The 18,877-nt window shown below is 65.9% G+C and carries 20 protein-coding genes; 16 read left to right on the top strand and 4 right to left on the bottom strand.

From position 1 onward, the window contains the following. Positions 1 to 27 precede the first annotated feature (27 nt). The 3 genes from AC5QPF_RS02965 (at position 28) to AC5QPF_RS02955 (ending at position 2,955) form a co-directional block, all read left to right on the top strand. Complete coding sequence (locus tag AC5QPF_RS02965; protein WP_494964118.1) at positions 28 to 891, top strand: methyl-accepting chemotaxis protein; 864 nt, start codon at positions 28 to 30, stop codon at positions 889 to 891. Positions 892 to 925: 34 nt separating this feature from the next. After that, positions 926 to 1,807, top strand: coding sequence for a LysR substrate-binding domain-containing protein (locus AC5QPF_RS02960; protein ID WP_494961958.1), 882 nt, complete (start codon positions 926 to 928; stop codon positions 1,805 to 1,807). A gap of 176 nt (positions 1,808 to 1,983) precedes the next feature. Further along, positions 1,984 to 2,955, top strand: coding sequence for a cyclase family protein (locus AC5QPF_RS02955; RefSeq protein WP_494961957.1), 972 nt, complete (start codon positions 1,984 to 1,986; stop codon positions 2,953 to 2,955). Here the strand turns inward: AC5QPF_RS02955 and AC5QPF_RS02950 are convergent. Continuing rightward, positions 2,952 to 3,737, bottom strand: coding sequence for a helix-turn-helix domain-containing protein (locus AC5QPF_RS02950; RefSeq protein ID WP_494961956.1), 786 nt, complete (start codon positions 3,735 to 3,737; stop codon positions 2,952 to 2,954). The two genes, AC5QPF_RS02955 and AC5QPF_RS02950, sit on opposite strands and share 4 nt — an antisense overlap. 81 nt (positions 3,738 to 3,818) lie before the next feature. Between AC5QPF_RS02950 and panB the strand changes: the two genes are divergently transcribed. The 13 genes from panB (at position 3,819) to AC5QPF_RS02885 (ending at position 16,507) form a co-directional block, all read left to right on the top strand. Continuing rightward, positions 3,819 to 4,640: a 3-methyl-2-oxobutanoate hydroxymethyltransferase gene (panB, locus tag AC5QPF_RS02945; RefSeq protein WP_494961955.1), complete on the top strand. Its 822-nt coding sequence runs from the start codon at positions 3,819 to 3,821 to the stop codon at positions 4,638 to 4,640. Positions 4,641 to 4,676: 36 nt separating this feature from the next. Then, positions 4,677 to 5,375 carry an F-box domain-containing protein gene (locus AC5QPF_RS02940; RefSeq protein ID WP_494961954.1) on the top strand — a complete coding sequence of 233 codons (699 nt, stop codon included), beginning with the start codon at positions 4,677 to 4,679 and terminating at the stop codon, positions 5,373 to 5,375. After that, positions 5,372 to 5,992 carry a PM0109 family protein gene (locus AC5QPF_RS02935; protein WP_494961953.1) on the top strand — a complete coding sequence of 207 codons (621 nt, stop codon included), beginning with the start codon at positions 5,372 to 5,374 and terminating at the stop codon, positions 5,990 to 5,992. The genes AC5QPF_RS02940 and AC5QPF_RS02935 overlap by 4 nt, the downstream gene beginning before the upstream one ends. Positions 5,993 to 6,050: 58 nt before the next feature. Next, on the top strand, positions 6,051 to 6,512 hold the full coding sequence (locus AC5QPF_RS02930; protein WP_494961952.1) for an Lrp/AsnC ligand binding domain-containing protein: 462 nt from the start codon (positions 6,051 to 6,053) through the stop codon (positions 6,510 to 6,512). A gap of 187 nt (positions 6,513 to 6,699) precedes the next feature. Beyond that, on the top strand, positions 6,700 to 8,382 hold the full coding sequence (locus tag AC5QPF_RS02925; protein ID WP_494961951.1) for an FAD-dependent oxidoreductase: 1,683 nt from the start codon (positions 6,700 to 6,702) through the stop codon (positions 8,380 to 8,382). A gap of 13 nt (positions 8,383 to 8,395) precedes the next feature. Next, complete coding sequence (locus tag AC5QPF_RS02920) at positions 8,396 to 9,193, top strand: nitrilase-related carbon-nitrogen hydrolase (protein ID WP_494961950.1); 798 nt, start codon at positions 8,396 to 8,398, stop codon at positions 9,191 to 9,193. 42 nt (positions 9,194 to 9,235) lie between these two features. Continuing rightward, positions 9,236 to 11,365: a pyrroloquinoline quinone biosynthesis protein PqqF gene (gene pqqF / locus AC5QPF_RS02915; protein ID WP_494961949.1), complete on the top strand. Its 2,130-nt coding sequence runs from the start codon at positions 9,236 to 9,238 to the stop codon at positions 11,363 to 11,365. Between the two features lie 160 nt (positions 11,366 to 11,525). Further along, positions 11,526 to 11,597 (top strand): pyrroloquinoline quinone precursor peptide PqqA, encoded by a 72-nt coding sequence (gene pqqA, locus AC5QPF_RS02910; protein WP_003243383.1) that lies wholly within the window; start codon positions 11,526 to 11,528, stop codon positions 11,595 to 11,597. A gap of 68 nt (positions 11,598 to 11,665) precedes the next feature. Next, the gene (pqqB, locus tag AC5QPF_RS02905) at positions 11,666 to 12,577 is read left to right on the top strand and encodes a pyrroloquinoline quinone biosynthesis protein PqqB (RefSeq protein WP_494961948.1); all 912 of its coding nucleotides are present in this window, start codon (positions 11,666 to 11,668) and stop codon (positions 12,575 to 12,577) included. A gap of 11 nt (positions 12,578 to 12,588) precedes the next feature. Then, positions 12,589 to 13,338, top strand: coding sequence for a pyrroloquinoline-quinone synthase PqqC (gene pqqC, locus AC5QPF_RS02900; protein ID WP_494961947.1), 750 nt, complete (start codon positions 12,589 to 12,591; stop codon positions 13,336 to 13,338). Next, on the top strand, positions 13,335 to 13,610 hold the full coding sequence (gene pqqD, locus AC5QPF_RS02895; protein ID WP_494961946.1) for a pyrroloquinoline quinone biosynthesis peptide chaperone PqqD: 276 nt from the start codon (positions 13,335 to 13,337) through the stop codon (positions 13,608 to 13,610). Before pqqC ends, pqqD begins: the two co-directional genes overlap by 4 nt. Next, positions 13,582 to 14,733: a pyrroloquinoline quinone biosynthesis protein PqqE gene (gene pqqE / locus AC5QPF_RS02890; RefSeq protein WP_494961945.1), complete on the top strand. Its 1,152-nt coding sequence runs from the start codon at positions 13,582 to 13,584 to the stop codon at positions 14,731 to 14,733. Before pqqD ends, pqqE begins: the two co-directional genes overlap by 29 nt. Continuing rightward, the gene (locus tag AC5QPF_RS02885; RefSeq protein ID WP_494961944.1) at positions 14,699 to 16,507 is read left to right on the top strand and encodes a prolyl oligopeptidase family serine peptidase; all 1,809 of its coding nucleotides are present in this window, start codon (positions 14,699 to 14,701) and stop codon (positions 16,505 to 16,507) included. Before pqqE ends, AC5QPF_RS02885 begins: the two co-directional genes overlap by 35 nt. A 93-nt stretch (positions 16,508 to 16,600) precedes the next feature. Here the strand turns inward: AC5QPF_RS02885 and AC5QPF_RS02880 are convergent, their stop codons facing one another. The 3 genes from AC5QPF_RS02880 to AC5QPF_RS02870 form a co-directional block, all read right to left on the bottom strand. Next, on the bottom strand, positions 16,601 to 16,759 hold the full coding sequence (locus AC5QPF_RS02880; RefSeq protein ID WP_042123980.1) for a YqaE/Pmp3 family membrane protein: 159 nt from the start codon (positions 16,757 to 16,759) through the stop codon (positions 16,601 to 16,603). Between the two features lie 148 nt (positions 16,760 to 16,907). Next, the gene (locus tag AC5QPF_RS02875; RefSeq protein ID WP_494961943.1) at positions 16,908 to 18,176 is read right to left on the bottom strand and encodes an aminotransferase class III-fold pyridoxal phosphate-dependent enzyme; all 1,269 of its coding nucleotides are present in this window, start codon (positions 18,174 to 18,176) and stop codon (positions 16,908 to 16,910) included. After that, on the bottom strand, positions 18,173 to 18,871 hold the full coding sequence (locus AC5QPF_RS02870) for an MOSC domain-containing protein (protein ID WP_494961942.1): 699 nt from the start codon (positions 18,869 to 18,871) through the stop codon (positions 18,173 to 18,175). The genes AC5QPF_RS02875 and AC5QPF_RS02870 overlap by 4 nt, the downstream gene beginning before the upstream one ends. Between the last annotated feature and the right edge of the window lie 6 nt (positions 18,872 to 18,877).

Below are 18,877 nucleotides of genomic sequence, written 5' to 3'. Positions count from 1 at the left end.
ACGCGCCTGCAGCGCGCCCTGCAACAGATGCAGGTCAACCTGCGCGGGGCCATGCGCCATATCAGCGAATCCGCCACCCAACTGGCCTCTGCGGCGACCCAGTTGCACTCGGTCACCGAAGACAGTTACCGCAGCCTGCACCAGCAGAACGCCGAGATCGAACAGGCGGCCACCGCCGTCAACGAGATGACCTCGGCGGTGGAAGAGGTGGCACGCAATGCCGCGTCCACCAGCGATGCCTCGCATCAGTCCAGTGCCTCCGCCAGCGCCGGGCAGTCGCGGGTACAGGCTACGGTGCAATCCATCCAGACCCTCAGCGACGACGTGCAGGGCACTGCGGCGCTGGTCCGCACACTGGTGGACCAGTCCCAGGACATCGGCAAGGTGCTCGACGTGATCCGTGCCATCGCCGAACAGACCAACCTGCTCGCCCTCAACGCCGCCATCGAAGCGGCCCGGGCCGGCGAGTCCGGACGCGGCTTCGCGGTGGTCGCCGACGAAGTACGGGCCCTCGCCCATCGCACCCAGCAATCGACCCTGGAAATCGACGGCATGGTCGTTGCCATCCGCGGCGGCTCGGCACAGGCGCTGGAAGCCATGCTCGGCAGTTGCCAGCGTGCCGCCTCGACCCTGGACATGGCCCGTGATGCCGGCGAGTCGCTGGTGCAGATCACCGACTCGGTGAGCCAGATTTCCGAGCGTAACCTGGTGATCGCCAGCGCCGCCGAGGAGCAGGCCCAGGTGGCGCGGGAGGTAGATCGCAATATCGTCAATATCCGTGACCTGTCCGGCGAGTCGACCCAGGGCGCCAACCAGATCAGCGCATCGAGCAACGAACTGTCGCGGCTGGCGGAAGATCTCGCCCAGGTCGTCGCGCGCTTCCGGATCTGATGAAATAGCCCGCCTTGAAGCAAGGAAGGCGGGCATGGACACCTTTACCCTGATGCGCTCGTTCCGGCGCATCGTCGAACTCGGCGGACTGGGCAAGGCCGCCGATGACCTCAACCTCTCCGCCGCCGGGCTGAGCAAGCAGTTGCGGGCCCTGGAAGCCCACCTTGGCACGGTGCTGCTGCAACGCACCACCCGGCGCATGAGCCTGACCGCCACCGGCGAGGCCTATTACCAGCGTTGCTGTCGCTTGCTCGACCAACTGGACGAGCTGGAGCGCTCGGTACACGAGGAGTCGCAGCAGGTCAGCGGCAAGCTGCGGGTGAACGCGCCGCTGTCGTTCGCCCTGAGCACCCTCGCGCCGCTGCTCGCCGGCTTCCTGCGCGAGCATCCCGGGGTGGAACTGGACCTGGTGATGGAGGACCGCCTGGTGGAAGCGGTCGGCCAGGGCTTCGACGTGTCGATTCGACTGGCTCCCGCGCTGCCGGATTCATCGTTGATCGCCCGGCAACTGGCGTCGTTGCGCCAGGTGCTGTGCGCCGCTCCCGCCTATCTGCAACAGCACGGCCATCCCGCCTCGCTCGCTGATTTGCAAAGCCATGCACAACTCGAATACAGCCTGAGCCAGCAGGCGCCCGCCGGCCATTCGCAGGACGCGCGGGTGACGGTGAACAACAGCCTGATGCTGCGGGAATTGTTGATCGCCGGCCTGGGTATCGGCTGGCTGCCGTCCTTCCTCGCCGACGCTGCGCTGGCCGATGGCCGGCTGCTCCAGGTGCTGCCGGAGCAGGCCGACACCCCGCGCCAGGTCTATGCCGTGTATCCCACCAGCCGTCACCTGCTGCCCCGGGTGCGCGCCTTCGTCGATTACCTGGCCGAGCACCTGCCAGCCGCCATGGGCGGCGATCATCAACCCTGAGCTAAATATCCCTGCACCGCGGCGGCCTTAATCCCGCCGCGCCTTGCGCCTACACTGGCCTCGTTTCGTCGGGCCCGACGCAGCCTCACTTTCCCGCCCTCGCCCATCGCCGTGGCCGCCTTGTGCACGCCAGCGAGCCGTTGCGCCCGGGCATTCGAAACAGGAGCGACTGCTTGATGAAAACCCCACTGCTTGCCGCCTTGCTGGCCCTGAGCGCCAGCGTCCACGCCGGCGAACCCCCGAAGGTCGGAACCAGCCCCTGGGGCCCGGACGACGAGATCGGCCGCCTCAACCTGATCACCGACAAGTCCCGCGCCGCCGTGATGTCGCGGGTCGACGCGAGCCGGGTCTACGACCTCGCCACCGAGTACTACATCGGCATGCCCAGCTGGCAGGCCGCCGGCGATCCGCACTACCAGTTCTGGATGACCCACACCCCGCGCGGCACCGTGGTCGACGACCCGCTGGACGTCGGCCACGAAATGAACGCCCTGCGCAGCTACACCGGCACGGCCTTCTCCATGTACGGCCACACCGGCACCCATATCGACGCGCTCAACCACTTCGGCATCGACGGCAAGATCTGGAACAACTTCAGCGCCGACGAGCACCTCGGCGACCGCGGCTGGAAGAAGACCGGCGTGGAAAAATTCCCGCCGCTGGTGGCCCGTGGCGTGCTGATCGACGTGGCGGCGGCCAAGGGCGTGGACATGCTGGCGGACGACTACCGCATCACCCGCCAGGACCTCGAAGACGCCCTGAAGAGCCAAGGCACCCAACTGGAACGCGGCGATATCGTGCTGATCCGCACCGGGCGCATGAAGCTCTACGAACAGCCGCAGGCCTACATGCGCCAGTCGCCCGGCATGGGCCTGGATGCGGCGCGCTTCCTGGTGGAGGGCGGCAAGGCGATGATCCTCGGTGCCGACAACCTGAGCTTCGAGGCCTTCCCGTCGGAGGTCGCCAATGACTACGTGCCGCTGCACAGCTACCTGCTAGCGCAGAAAGGCGTGCCGATCATGGAACTGGTGGCACTGGACGAGCTGTCCCGGGACAAGGTCTACGAGTTCGCTTTCATTGGCGGCCCGCTAAAGATCCGCGGTGGCGACTCGGCGCCGCTGCGACCGATCGCCATGCCGCTGCGCTAAACCACCTGCGCGGCCCAGGCGCCGGGGGTCGTGCCGTAGTGGCGCTGGAACAGGGCGATGAACGCCGAGACCGAGTCGTAACCCAGCTCGTTGGCCACCGCCGTGACGCTGCTGCCCTGGGCCAGTAGCGGCAAGGCGGTGAGCAGGCGCAAGCGCTGGCGCCAGGTCTGGAAGGACAACTGCGTCTGCGCCTGGAACAGCCGCGCCAGGGTGCGCCGCGAGGCGCCCACCTGGCTGGCCCATTCCTCGATGGTGCGGCCGTCCTCCGGCGTCGCCTGCAGGGCGTCGGTGATCCGCCGCAGGCGTGGGTCGCTGGGCAGCGGCAGGCTGAAGGGCGCATCCGCCAGCTCGCGCAGCTCATCCACCAACACCTGCAGCAAGCGCGCCTGCGGGCCTTCCTCGGGATAGTCGTTAGCGAAGCCGCTGGCCTTGCCGATCAGCTCACGCACCAGCGGCGTCACCTGCACCACCGCGCAGTCGCGGCGGTAGCCCTGGAGGATCGCGTCGGTGAGGTACAGGCTGCGAAAAGCCAGGGCCTGCTCGCTGTAGACGGTGTGGCGCACGCCCGCAGGAATCCACATGCCGCATTGCGGCGGCAGCAGGTAGCTGTGGTCGTCGGTGAGCACCTGCATGATCCCGGCGCTGGCGTAGGTGAACTGCACCCATTCATGGGTGTGCATCTCCACCCGGTAGCCCGGCGGAATGTCGAACATGCGCCCGTGCACCGGTCGCCCGATCTGCTCGGGAACTGGCGGAACGAGGTCTTGGCCACTTTGCGGCATTAGTCGTCCCCTTTGCTCAAGTGAGCCAGAAACGCCGATGTTAGCCTGCGGCGCGTGTCGTTGACCAACAGGAGCCTTGTCATGAGCACGCAGATCCGCGAAAGCCGCCTGAGTATCCCCGCCATCCGCCAGCGCAAGGGCGCCGGCAGCCTGGTGGCGCTGACCGCCTACAGCCTGCCGATGGCGCGCTGGGTGGATGCCCACGCCGATATCATCATCGTCGGCGACTCGGTGGGCATGGTCCTGTACGGCATGCCCAGCACCCTGGGCGTGACCCTGGACATGATGATCGCCCACGGCCAGGCGGTGATGCGCGGTGCGCAGCGCGCCTGCGTGGTGGTGGACATGCCCTTCGGCACCTACCAGGCCTCGCTGGAACAAGCCTTCCTCAATGCCGCGAAAGTGCTGCGCGACACGGGCGCCCAGGGCATCAAGCTGGAGGGTGGCGAAGAGATGGCCGAGACCGTGGCCTACCTGTGCCAGCGCGGCATCCCGGTGATGGCGCATATCGGCCTGATGCCACAGCAGGTCAACGCCCAAGGTGGTTTCCGGGCTCAGGGCCGGGATACCGAAAGTGCCGCGAAGGTGCACCGCGATGCCTTGGCGATGCAGGCCGCCGGAGCCTTCTCGGTGGTGCTGGAAGGCATCGCCGAACCGCTGGCCCGGGCGCTGAGCGAAGAACTGCAGATCCCCACCATCGGAATCGGCGCCTCGCCGGCCTGCGATGGCCAGGTGCTGGTGACCGAGGACCTGCTGGGGCTGTTCGGCGAATACCAGCCGCGCTTCGTCAAGCGGTATGCCGAGTTGGCCGGGCCGATCGAGCAGGCGTTGTCCGATTACGCGCGGGACGTACGGGAAAATCGTTTTCCCGCACCCGAGCACTGCTTCAAGGCGATCGGCTAGACTCGCGCGGCCACTGCACGATGAAAGGACTCCACCATGCTCAACGCTGTATTGTCCGGCAAGAAGACCGGCAGCGGGATCGAAGGGCTGCGCCTTGAACTGGGCGAAGCGAAAGGTGCCGAGGATGTGATCACTGCCAGCGTGTTCGAGCGCCTGGCCTATCTGCCGGACGAGTTGTTCAGCGCGGTATTCAGCGAGTTGCTGGAAGAATCTTTCGGCCCGCTGGGTCGCCTGGACTTCTGGCCGAACTGGGAACTGCCCGAGCGTACCGTCGAGCCGGACGTGGTGCTGGACGATGGCACCACCACCCTGCTGGTCGAAGCCAAGCGCCATGACACCTTCCGCCAGCAGACGGCCTGGCAACTGGCCGGTGAACTGCAGGCCGGCTGGCATAACGACGAGTTACTGGGCAACACCGTGCTGATCACCCTCGGCGGCATGGAACGGCATGACGAAGCCACCCGCCTGGCCTTGCTGGCGGAAGTCGAGGCGCTGCTGGAGCCGGGGCATCCGCCGTTCCGGCTGGTCTGCCTGTCCTGGCGCACGCTGTTCGAAGTGCTCGAACGGCACCTGATGCCACTCAAGCAGCCGGGCTTGCGCCGATTGCTCGCCGATATCAGCAACACCTATGCCTGGCATGGACTGCGCACCCACCCGCCGCGCTGGCTCGACCAGCTGCCGCCAACCCGCCTGCACACGGCTGCCGGCTGCTTCGACCACTGGAGAATGACATGAGCACGGACCTCGACGCCGCCCTGCTGGAGGTACGCAAGGCCTATCGACTGCTGGAGGATTATCAGCGCCGGATGTTCGAACTGCTGGCATACATCCGCGAGCAACTGCGGGCAACGCCCTACCATCAAGAGTACATCCTGCCCCGCCCCGGCGCGCTCGGCGCCCTGGAGAACGACGCGAATTCCGGCATGCGCTACCTGCCGATGTTCGACCTCAGCGCTTTCTGGTTGCGGCACAAGGGCCAGGCCGAGTTCTGGGACAAGCACCGCGCGGGTGATCTGCTGTTTGCCGTGTGGATTCAAAGCGACGACGGCTACCACAGCGACACCTTCAGCTACCGTCGACCGGTGGAGGAAAGCCGCAGCAAGCTGATCATCAGTGCCGTACTGTGCGACCAGCCCTCGCCTGTCGAGCTGAACTGGTTCCATGGGGTCTGGCATTCGTTGCCGCGTTACTCATCGCTGATGGAGCAGGTCGTCAGCAGCGAGGCGGCACCGGGTTACCGCGCCTGGACCGCAGCGATCGACCTTGCCGACCTCGGCTCGCAGGAAGCTGTCGACACAGCCCTGGACGCCTGGAGAAGCAAGGCCAGCGCAGCTCTTGGCCACCCCGTGTGAAGTGGACAGTGCACCGATTAGCTGACTTAATCGGCGCACCCAGCCGCCCGAGAAGCCCATGTCCGACAGCCGCACCCACGCCCTCGACGAAATCGACCGCCAGTTGATCGCCGCCTTGCAGATCAATGCCCGCGAAAGCGTCGCCACCCTCGCCCGGCAACTGGGCATCGCCCGCACCACGGTAACGGCGCGAATCGCCCGGCTGGAAAAGACCAAGGTCATCAGTGGCTATGGCGTGCGCCTGGGGCAGCGGGTGATCGATGGTGGGTTGCAGGCCTATGTGGGGATCACTGTGCAGCCGCGCTCCGGGCGCGAGGTGGTGCGGCGCTTGAGTGCAATGGGGCAGGTGCAGCAGCTGTGCGCGGTGAGTGGCGAGTTCGACTATGTGGCCTGGCTGCGCAGCGAGTCGCCGGAGCAACTGGACCAGTTGCTGGACCAGATCGGCAGCCTGGAGGGGGTGGAGAAGACCACCACCTCGATCATCCTCAGCAGCAAGGTGGATCGCGGGCAGCCTACCTGATCGGTGGCTTGCCAGCGATGAGGCCTCAAAGGTCAAAATGAATCAAGATCTTGTCACAATGACCAAAACAACCACAAAACGACAACACTCTGCGTCTTAATAACGAACTACTCCCTCCCTAAAATTGACCCCAGGCATTTCCTATACTCAGGCTCCGCACCCCGCGCAGCCCCTGGCAAGGTCAATCATGAACAAGAACAACCGCCACCCCGCCGACGGCAAGAAGCCCGTCACCATCTTCGGCCCCGACTTCCCCTTCGCCTTCGACGACTGGATCGAGCACCCCGCCGGCCTGGGCAGCATTCCGGCCGAACGCCACGGCGAGGAAGTGGCGATCGTCGGTGCCGGGATCGCCGGACTGGTGGCGGCCTACGAGCTGATGAAGCTGGGCCTCAAGCCTGTGGTCTACGAGGCCTCGAAGATGGGCGGGCGCCTGCGTTCGCAAGCCTTCGCCGGCACCGAAGGGATCGTCGCCGAGCTGGGCGGGATGCGCTTCCCGGTGTCGTCCACGGCCTTCTATCACTACGTCGACAAGCTCGGCCTGGAGACCAAACCCTTCCCCAACCCGCTAACCCCGGCTTCGGGCAGCACGGTGATCGACCTGGAAGGCAACACCTACTACGCGGAAAAGATCAGCGACCTGCCCAAGCTGTTCCAGGAAGTCGCCGACGCCTGGGCCGATGCCCTGGAGGACGGCGCGCGCTTCGGTGATATCCAGCAGGCCATCCGCGACCGCGACGTGCCGCGCCTCAAGGAACTGTGGAACACCCTGGTGCCACTGTGGGACGACCGCACCTTCTATGACTTCGTCGCCACCTCGAAAGCCTTCGCCAAGCTGAGCTTCCTGCACCGCGAGGTGTTCGGCCAGGTCGGCTTCGGCACCGGCGGCTGGGACTCGGACTTCCCCAACTCGATGCTGGAAATCTTCCGCGTGGTGATGACCAACTGCGATGACCACCAGCACCTTGTAGTCGGTGGTGTCGAGCAGGTGCCGCTGGGCATCTGGAAGCACGTGCCGCAACGCTGCGCGCACTGGCCGGAAGGCACCAGCCTGGCCTCGCTGCACCGTGGCGCGCCGCGTCCCGGGGTGAAGCGCATCGCCCGCAACGAAGACGGCAGCCTGGCGGTCACCGACAACTGGGGCGACACCCGCCACTACGCCGCGGTACTGACCACCTGCCAGAGCTGGCTGCTGACCACCCAGATCGAATGCGAAGAATCGCTGTTCTCGCAGAAGATGTGGATGGCCCTGGACCGCACTCGCTACATGCAGTCGTCGAAGACCTTCGTCATGGTCGACCGGCCGTTCTGGAAGGACAAGGACCCGGAAACCGGCCGCGACCTGATGAGCATGACCCTCACCGACCGCCTCACCCGCGGCACCTACCTGTTTGACAACGGCGATGACAAGCCGGGGGTGATCTGCCTGTCCTACTCGTGGATGAGCGACGCCCTGAAGATGCTCCCGCACCCGGTGGAAAAGCGCGTGAAGCTGGCCCTCGACGCACTGAAGAAGATCTACCCGAAAGTGGATATCGCCGGGCATATCATCGGCGACCCGATCACCGTGTCGTGGGAAGCCGACCCCTATTTCCTCGGTGCCTTCAAGGGCGCCCTGCCCGGCCACTACCGCTACAACCAGCGCATGTACGCGCACTTCATGCAGCACGACATGCCGGCCGAGCAGCGCGGCATCTTCATCGCCGGGGACGACGTGTCCTGGACACCGGCCTGGGTCGAGGGCGCGGTGCAGACCTCCTTGAACGCGGTTTGGGGCATCATGAACCACTTCGGTGGTCGCACCCACCCCGACAACCCGGGCCCGGGCGATGTGTTCGACGAGATCGGCCCCATCGCCCTGGCCGACTGACAGGAGAATCACCATGCGTATCGCCCTCTACCAGGGCTCGCCGCAGCCGCTGGACGTGCCCGGCAACCTGGAGCGCCTGGAGCACCAGGCCCGCCTCGCCGCCGCCCGCGGCGCCGAGCTGCTGGTGTGTCCGGAGATGTTCCTCAGCGGCTACAACATCGGCAGCGAAGCCGCCGCACGCCTGGCCGAGGCCGCGGATGGGCCGTCAGCGATGCGCGTGGTGGAGATCGCCCAGGCCAACCGACTCGCCATCGTCTACGGCTATCCCGAAGCCGCTGACGATGGCCGGGTGTACAACAGCGTGCAGCTGATCGACGGCCACGGTCGCAGCCTGTCCAACTACCGCAAGACCCATCTGTTCGGCGGGCTCGACCGGGCCATGTTCAGCCCCGGCGCCAACCACTTCCCGGTGGTGGAGCTGAATGGCTGGAAGGTCGGCATGCTGATCTGCTACGACATCGAGTTCCCGGAGAATGCCCGGCGCCTGGCCCGCGACGGCGCCGAGCTGATCCTGGTGCCGACGGCGAACATGGAGCCTTACGACTTCATCTGCCAGGTCACCGTGCGCAGCCGCGCCCACGAGAACCAATGCTACCTGGTGTACGCCAACTACTGCGGTGCCGAAGGCGAGATCCGCTATTGCGGACAGAGCAGCATCGTCGGCCCGGACGGCAGTATCCTGGCGATGGCAGGCCGCGACGAGGCGCTGCTCTCGGCGGACATCGATCTGCAACGGGTCCTCGAAGGCCGCGCCAGCACACCCTACCTACAGGACCTGCGCGCCGAGCTGCACCACGCGCCACGGGACTGAGTTATCCGCTAGCATGACGGTTCGCGTGTTTTCGGAGCCGTCATGTCCAGCCCCTTCCAGCACCTCACCTTGAGCAACGGCCTGCGGGTCAGGTTGTGCCATGCGCCGCATCTGAAGCGCTGCGCGGCGGTGGTGCGGGTGCAGGCCGGCAGTCATGATGCGCCGGTGGCCTATCCCGGACTGGCCCATTTCCTCGAACACCTGTTCTTTCTCGGTACCGAGCGGTTTCCCGTGGAAGACGGGCTGATGCGCTTCGTCCAGCGCCAGGGCGGGCAACTCAACGCCAGCACCCGCGAACGCCATACCGAGTTCTTCTTCGAAGTCCCGCTGCCCGCAATGGCCGGCGCGCTGGAACGCCTGTGCGACATGCTCGCCAACCCGCTGCTGACGCTGGAACGGCAGCGCGCCGAACGCGAAGTGATCCACGCCGAATGGGTCGCCTGGTCGGGTAATGTCGAGGCCCAACGCGAGTACGCCCTGCTGCGCAGTGTGTCGGCACGGCATCCCCTCAGTGGATTTCATGCCGGGAACCGGGAGTCGCTGCCCATCGATGAGCCGGCGTTCCAGGCAGCGCTGGTCGACTTCCATCGACGCTTCTACCAGGCCGGGCAGATGGTCCTGAGCCTGAGCGGGCCGCAAGAACTGGCGCCCCTGGCGCAGCAGTTCGGCGGGCTGTTCGCCACGGGCTCGACGGTGCCGCAGATCGCCCCGCCGCCCTTGCTCGACGGACCGCTGCAGCCCGAGCAGATCGCCGGCCAACTGGACCTGCTCATCGCCCATGAGGATCTGCCCGCCAATGCCAATCTCGATTACTACCTCGCCGGGATCGCCGACAGCCGCCCCGGCGGGTTGGTGCATGAACTGCGCGAACGTGACTGGCTGGAGGACTTCAAGTGCACTTCGCTGTACCAGTTCGAAGGACAGGCGCTGCTGCATGTAAAAGCGAAGCTGAGTGCGGCGGCAGACCGGACGGAGGTCGAAAGCCTGATCCACGACTGGCTGGCGTTCTTCAGCGCGGCCGATCACCACGACCTGCTGCTGGAACATGAGCGCCTGCAAGCCTGTCGCGCACCCGGCACCCTGGAATTGGCGAGGCGCGACGAGGGCGTGTCGACGGTGCCGAAGCACCCCGGGGCATCCCGGCATCACTGGCAACTACCGGAACCGGAGCCGCTGTTGACAGCGCTCATTCTCCCAGTCGAACCCACGCCCGTGCCGGCGGGCCTGATCGTCAGCCCGATCCTCCCGGCCTCCCGCAACTTCGCCGTGCTGTATCTGCGCTGGCAGGCCGAACACCTGGGCGATGTACTCAAGCCCCTGGCCGAACGCGCGAGCCGCGCCGGCGTGGAGCTGCAATGGACCCGCAGCGCCAATGCCTGGCAATTGCGTTGCAGCGGCGCCGCCGCGCCGGTCCTGGCCGTGATCGGGCAAGCGCTGGCGATACTGGAGAACCCGGCACCGGCCCACGAACCTCATGAACCACGGCTGATTCCGATCCGCCAGCTGATGCAGCAACTGCCACACCTGCTGGCACCCGCCAGCGAACCCGGCTGGACCGCGCTGGCGACAGGCTTTGATACCCAGGCGCAGAACGCCCTCAACCATCTGCTGGGTCGCCTCGGCGACGCGCCGCAAAAGCCCGTTCTGCCGCGCCTTCAGACCCGGTGGCAAGCCTTCGGCGATGCCGGGGACGAACAGGCCCTGCTGCTGTTCTCACCTGTCGCCGACGAAGCTGCCGGTCGCCTGCTCGCCCAACTGATCCAGGGTCCGTTCTACCAACGCCTGCGCAGCGAGCTGCAACTGGGCTATGCGGTGTTCAGTACCTTTCGTCAGATCCAGGGCCACAACGGGCTGATGTTCGGCGTGCAGTCACCCGGCGCCAGCCACTTGGAAATCCTCGGTCACCTGCGCGATTTCTTCGCCCGCCCCGCTCCGTTGCTCGACACCAGCCGGGAAACCCTGGCTGCGCAATTCCACGAGCCGCTCATGCCCAACGCAGAGGTTGCCGAGTGGCTCTGGCAGGCACACCTGGCGGGTAATGACCACGCCGATCCGGAAACCCTCGCCGCCCGGATCCAGCAACTGCAGCAGCCCGACATCGATCACACCTGGGCCGACCTCGGCAGCGAGAAGCACTGGCTGATTCTCGCCAACGGTCCCGCGCCCGGCTGATCGTTACCACCCAGGTAAAAGACCTTTCATTCTTGATTAACCATCCGGTTCAAAAATTCTTGTAAGATTGCGCAATCCCGGCTACCTGAAACCTTCGCCCCCGAGGGTGGACTAAATGAGTAGCTGCCCCCCACCCCACCTATCCGGAAGGAGTAATCCCATGTGGACCAAACCTGCATACACTGACCTGCGTATCGGCTTTGAAGTGACCATGTACTTCGCGAATCGCTGAGTCTTTTCGCAGTACGACGCCTCGGCCAGCCGGGGCGTTTTCATTTTCGCAGAAGGCGGGAGCCAATCATGTACATCCAGATCCTGGGTTCCGCCGCCGGTGGCGGATTCCCGCAGTGGAACTGCAACTGCGCCAACTGCAAGGGTTTCCGTGACGGCAGCCTGCGCGCCACGGCCCGCACGCAATCGTCCATCGCCCTGTCCGATGACGGCGTGCACTGGATCCTGTGCAACGCCTCGCCGGACATCCGCGCGCAGCTGCAATCCTTCGCCCCGATGCAGCCGGCCCGCGCCCTGCGCGACAGCGGCATCGACGCGATCATCCTGCTCGACAGCCAGATCGACCACACCACCGGCCTGCTCAGCCTGCGCGAAGGCTGCCCGCACCAGGTCTGGTGCACCGACATGGTCCACCAGGACCTGACCACCGGCTTCCCCCTGTTCAACATGCTCCAGCACTGGAACGGCGGCCTGGCCTGGAACCGCATCGAACTGGACGCCAGCTTCGTCATCGACGCCTGCCCCAACCTGCGCTTCAGCCCCTTCCCGCTGCGCAGTGCCGCGCCGCCCTATTCGCCGCACCGCTTCGACCCGCACCCCGGCGACAACCTCGGGCTGATGGTCGAGGACCTGCGCACCGGCGGCAAACTCTTCTACGCCCCGGGCCTGGGCAAGGTCGACGCCAGTCTGCTGCAACGCATGCACGACGCCGACGTGCTGCTGGTGGACGGCACCCTGTGGGACGACGACGAGATGCAGCGCCGCGGCGTCGGTACCCGCACCGGCAGCGAGATGGGCCACCTGCCGCAGAACGGCCCTGGCGGCATGCTGGAAGTGCTCGCCGGCTTCCCGAACCAGCGCAAGGTGCTTATCCACATCAACAACACCAACCCGATTCTCGACGAGGACTCGGCCGAGCGTGCCGAGCTGGACCGCCGTGGCGTGGAAGTCGCCTTCGACGGCATGAGCATCACTCTCTAGGAACCGCCGCCATGAGCAAGCCGATGTCCCCCGCCGAATTCGAACAGGCCCTGCGCGCCAAGGGCGCCTACTACCACATCCACCACCCTTACCACGTGGCGATGTACGAAGGCCGCGCAACCCGCGAGCAGATCCAGGGCTGGGTCGCCAACCGCTTCTACTACCAGGTCAACATCCCGATGAAGGACGCGGCGATCCTCGCCAACTGCCCGGACCGGGAAGTGCGCCGCGAGTGGATCCAGCGTCTGCTCGACCACGACGGCGCCCCCGGCGAGGATGGCGGCATCGAAGCCTGGCTACGCCTCGGCCAGGCGGTGGGCCTGGACCCGGACCAGTTGCGCAGCCAGGAGCTGGTGCTGCCCGGCGTGCGTTTCGCCGTCGATGCCTATGTCAACTTCGCCCGCCGCGCCTGCTGGCAGGAAGCGGCCAGCAGTTCGCTGACCGAACTGTTCGCCCCGCAGATCCACCAGTCGCGCCTCGACACCTGGCCGCAGCACTACCCCTGGATCGACCCGGCCGGCTACACCTACTTCCGCACCCGCCTGAGCCAGGCGCGGCGCGATGTCGAGCACGGCCTGAGCATCACCCTGCAGCACTACACGACCGTGGAAGGCCAGCAGCGTATGCTGGAGATCCTGCAGTTCAAGCTGGACATCCTGTGGAGCATGCTCGACGCCATGAGCATGGCCTACGAACTCAATCGCCCGCCCTACCACAGCGTCACCAGCGAGCGGGTGTGGCACAAGGGGATCGCGCTATGAGCTTCGACCGTCACCTGACTCCGCGCTGGCGTCCCGGCTACCGCTTCCAGTACGAACCGGCGCAGAAGGCCCACGTGCTGCTCTACCCCGAGGGCATGATCAAGCTCAACGAGAGCGCGGCGCTGATCGGCGAGCTGATCGACGGCGAGCGCGATGTGAACGCGATCATCGCCCTGCTCGACGATAAATTCCCCGGCGTCCCCGAACTGCCTGAAGACATCGAGCAATTCATGGAGGTGGCCCGTGCCGAACACTGGATCACCCTTGAGTGACAAGCCCGAGGTGGGCCTGCCGCTGTGGCTGCTGGCCGAACTGACCTACCGCTGCCCGCTGCAATGCCCGTACTGCTCCAACCCGCTGGACTTCGCCGAGCAGGGCAAGGAACTCACCACCGAGCAGTGGTTCAAGGTGATGGCCGAGGCGCGGGAAATGGGCGCGGCGCAGCTGGGCTTTTCCGGCGGCGAGCCGCTGGTGCGCCAGGACCTCGCCGAGCTGATCGGCGAAGGCCGTCGCCTGGGCTACTACACCAACCTGATCACCTCCGGCATCGGCCTTACCGAAGAGAAGATCGCCAGCTTCAAGAAAGCCGGCCTGGACCATATCCAGATCAGCTTCCAGGCCAGCGACGAGCAGGTGAACAATCTGCTGGCCGGCTCGAAGAAGGCCTTCGCCCAAAAACTGGAAATGGCCCGGGCGGTCAAGGCCCAGGGCTATCCGATGGTGCTCAACTTCGTAACCCATCGGCACAACATCGATCGCATCGACCGCATCATCGAGCTGTGCATCGCCCTCGAAGCGGACTTCGTCGAACTCGCCACCTGTCAGTTCTACGGCTGGGCGCACCTCAACCGTGTGGGCCTGCTGCCGACCAAGGCGCAACTGGAGCGCGCCGAGCGCATCACCAACGAATACCGGGAGCGGCTCAAGGCCGAGGGCAATCCGTGCAAGCTGATCTTCGTCACCCCGGACTACTATGAAGAACGCCCCAAGGCCTGCATGAACGGCTGGGGCAGCGTGTTCCTCACGGTCACCCCGGACGGCACCGCCCTGCCCTGCCATGGCGCGCGGCAGTTGCCAGTGCAGTTCCCCAACGTGCGCGAGCACAGCATGCAGCACATCTGGTACGACTCGTTCGGCTTCAACCGCTATCGTGGTTACGACTGGATGCCCGAACCGTGCCGCTCCTGCGACGAGAAGGAACGGGATTTCGGCGGCTGCCGCTGTCAGGCGTTCATGCTCACCGGCGACGCCAGCAAGGCAGACCCGGTATGCTCCAAGTCGGCGGACCACGGCGTCATCCTCAAGGCACGGGAGGAGGCCGAGACCGCCGCCCTGACCATCAAGGAGATGACTTTCCGCAATGAGCGCACCTCACGACTTATCGCCCGCGGCTGAACACTTCAGCGCGCAGCAGGCCGTCGCGGCCGGTACCGACTTCGCCGAACTCGAAGCCGGTCGCCACGGCCTGTTCTGGAACGAATTCCGCCCCCGCGACGGTGCCTGCCGGATCTGGCAATGGCACGACGGCCAGGCGCGCTGCCTGACGCCGGACGGTTTCAGCGTGCGCAGCCGGGTGTACGAGTATGGCGGGCGCTCGTTCTGCCTGGCCGATGACGCCCTGGTCTTCGTCAACGAGGCGGACCAACAGCTGTACCGCCAGGGCCTGGACGGCGGCCAGCCACGGGCACTGACCGAGGGCGAGCGGCGCTATGGCGATCTGGTCTGGGCCAACGGCCGCGTGCTCGCCGTGGAGGAAAGCGGCACCACCCACCGCCTGGTCGCGATCACCGAACGCACCCGCGAAGTATTGGCCGAAGGTGCCGACTTCTACGCCTCACCGACCCCGAGCGCCGATGGCCAGCGCCTGGCCTGGATCGAATGGAGCCGCCCGGAACAACCCTGGACCGCAACCCGTCTGTATGTCCGAGAGGCCGGCGGCGAAATCCGCTGCGTCGCGGGTGATAGCGGCCCGGCGCAATCGCTGCAACAGCCACGCTTCGATGCCGAGGGCCGGTTGTATTGCCTGTCCGACCTGAACGGCTACTGGCAACCCTGGGGCGAGACCGCTCAGGGCTGGCAGCCATTGCCGGCCAAAGCCGCCGACCACGCCGCCGCGCCCTGGCAACTGGGCGCCAGCACCTGGCTGCCGGTGGACGGCGGTTACCTGGCGACCTGGTTCGAGCAGGGCTTCTCCCGCCTCGGCCTGCGCAAGGGCAACGGCGAGCTTGAGGCGTTTGTCAGCGACTACAGCCGCTTCCGGTGCCTGGCTCTGGACCGCGATTTCATCTATGCCGTCGCCGCCTCGCCGGTGCTGCCGGCAGCGGTGATCGCCATCGACCGCAGCGACCATACGGTGCAGGTGCTGGCCGGTGGTGTCACGCCGTTGCCCGCCGAACAGGTCAGCCGGCCGCGCGGCTTCACCTACCCCAGCGGCGATGGCGAGGCCCATGGGTTCTTCTATCCGGCGATGGGCGGCCGCAAGCCGGCGCCGCTGGTCGTCTTCGTCCATGGCGGGCCGACCTCCGCCTGCTACCCGGTGCTCGATCCGCGCATCCAGTACTGGGCCCAGCGCGGCTTCGCCGTGGCCGATCTCAACTACCGCGGCAGCAGCGGCTATGGCCGGGCGTACCGGCAAGCGCTGCACCTGCGCTGGGGCGAAATCGATGTGGAGGATGCCTGCGGGGCAGTGCTGTATCTGGCCGGCGAAGGCTTGATCGATCCGTACCAGGCGTTCATTCGTGGCGGCAGTGCCGGCGGCTACACGACGCTGTGTGCCCTGGCTTTCCAGGATTTGTTCCGCGGTGGTGCCAGCCTGTACGGGGTCAGTGATCCGCTGGCGCTGACACGGACCACACACAAGTTCGAAGGGGATTATCTGGACTGGCTGATCGGCGACCCCGAGCGAGACGCCGAGCGCTATCGCGAGCGCACACCGCTGCTGCATGCGGGGAATATCCGCGTGCCGGTGATCTTCTTCCAGGGCGAGCTGGATGCGGTGGTGGTACCGGAACAGACTCGCTCGATGCTTGATGCGCTCAAGGCCAACGGGGTCGAGACCGAGGGGCATTTCTATCCGGGCGAGCGGCATGGCTTCCGCAGAGCCGAGAACCTGGCCCATGCGCTGGAAGAGGAATGGAAGTTCTATCGCCGGATTCTCGACCAGGCTTGAGGGCCTCATCGCGGGCAACGCCCGCTCCCACAATGTCCGATGTGACCGCAGACATTGTGGGAGCGGGCGTTGCCCGCGATGAGGCCCGAGAGATCACCGCTTGGCGATGATATACACCGCATGCACGATCCCCGGGATGTACCCCAGCAGGGTCAACAGGATATTCAGCCAGAACGCCCCGCCAAACCCGACCTGAAGAAACACCCCCAGCGGTGGCAGCAGGATTGCGAAGATGATGCGGATCAGGTCCATGAAAACACTCCCAAAGTGATGTTCCCTTTCTGACTCTGGCCCGACTCCAACGGTTCCGCTTGTTTCCCGCCCATAAAAAAACGCCCCAGGCCAAAAACAACAGGCCCGGGGCGACGCGCAGACACGCGAGACGGTTCGTTTGATTCTGTTACGAGCGGCGCGACCGACTCAGTTGCGCGGTGTGCACCCGGGCAAAGGCCCGGGCCAGGCGCAGGAGCATTTCGTCGATATTGCCGCGGCTGACAGTCAGCGCCGGCGAGAAGCGCAGCACATCAGGCCGTGGCGCATTGAGCAGCAAGCCTTCCTGCAGCGCGGCCTTGAGCACGTCAGTTGCCAGCGGCTCGGGCAGTTCCAGGCCCCATAACAGGCCCTGGCCACGCACCTCGCCAAGACCATAGCGCCCGGCAAGGCGACTGAGCCCGTCGCGCAGGTGCCAGCCAGCATCGCGCACCTGGTCGAAAAAGCCTTTTTCCAACACGCTCTCCAGCACTGCCAGACCGGCAGCACTCATCAGCGCATTGCCGTGATGGCTGCCCTCCAGCTCGCCCACTTCGGCGCAGCAGGCAGTGCCACGAGCCAGTAGCGCAGCAATCGGCACGCCGCCACCCAGGCCCTTGCCGAGGGTGAGGATGTCGGCGCGCACGCCATAGGTTTCCTCGGCCAGCAAGGCGCCGCAACGGCCCACGCCGGTCTGCACTTCATCGAGGATCAGGAGGATGCCCAGCTCGCGGCACAGGCGCTCGACGCCCTTGAGGTAGTGCCGGGTCGCCGGGATCACCCCGGCTTCGCCCTGGATCGGTTCCAGCATGATCGCCACGGTGCGCGAATCCACCGCCGCGTGCAGCGCCGCCAGATCGTTGAACGGCACCTTGCTGAAGCCCGGCAGGCCCGGCTCGCAGCGGTTGCACGGCAGCGGATCGGAGGCCGACAGGGCGCCCAGGCTGCGACCATGGCTGCCCTGGCTGGCCGTGATGATGTGATAGGCGCCGTTGCGATGCAGTTGGCCCCACTTGCGCGCCAGCTTGATCGCGCCCTCGCAGGCTTCGGCACCGCTGTTGAGCAGGTAGGCCTGGTCGCTGCCAGTGCTCTGGCACAGCAGGTTGACCAGCTTCAGGTGACCACGGTTATGAAACCCCGCCCCCGAGTTGATCAGCGCCTGGGCCTGGCCACTCAGGGCCTCGACCAGCGCCTTGGGGCTGTGGCCGAGGCTGTTGACCGCGTTGCCCTGGGTGAAATCGAGGAAGGCACGACCTTCGCTGTCCCACAGCCAGGAACCCTGGCCACGCACGAAGACTTGCTCGGCACGCTGTACGGCAGGCATCAGGTGCTCCCGGGAAAGCGGATCGACGGGCTCGGCCGCCAGCGGCGCCTCGTCGATGACCGGGGCTGCCTGGCGCCGCAGGTTGAACAGGTTCATGCGCGCAGTCCTTCCAGCGGCAGGCCGAGCAGGCGGGCGCTCCAGTCCTCGATCCGGCCGCTGCGCAGGCGCTTGATCGCGATATCGCGCCAGCGTGACGCCAAGGCCGGACAATCCACCAGTTTCTTCAAGCCCGCATGCTCCAGAGGTTCACGATAAAAAGCGTGCAGCGCCCAAGCCACGGTGAGGCCCGGGTAGCTGCGCTGTATCAGTTCGAATGGCTCGTCGGCGCTGACGAATCCCGGTTTCAGGACCCGGTAGAACCAGCCACAACGACCACTGTCCTGGGCGTCCTGCGGCAAGTCCTGCAATCCCCAGCGATGGCTGAGGCGATAGCACGGCGAACGCGGCTGGCTGATCTGCAACAGCGCGCCGCCCCAGCGGAACAGGTCGCCCAGGCACACATCGTGTTCATCGATGCCATGGGTCGACAGGTTTTCGCCGAAGGCCGGGGCCTGCCAGGCCACCTGTGGATAACGTTTCCGCCACCAGGCGTAGTGTTCGGCCGGATAGTGGTGCAGGGCCCGTTCAGGGCCGGTATGGAAACGTGGGTCGCCGTGTTCGTCGCTTCCCAGCCCCTGCGGCCATAACCAGAGCCGCTGTGCAACCTCTTCCTTGTCGATATCGGTCATGAGCCCATAACCGAGATTTTTAGCCTTGCCTATGTAAACGCCATCCACATGTACGGTGTTCATTGCGCC

The sequence above is a fragment of the Pseudomonas sp. Con_6 genome (assembly GCF_059379395.1).
The sequence above is the reverse complement of the archived record's forward strand: the minus strand, read 5'-3'. Positions and strand labels throughout refer to the sequence as shown.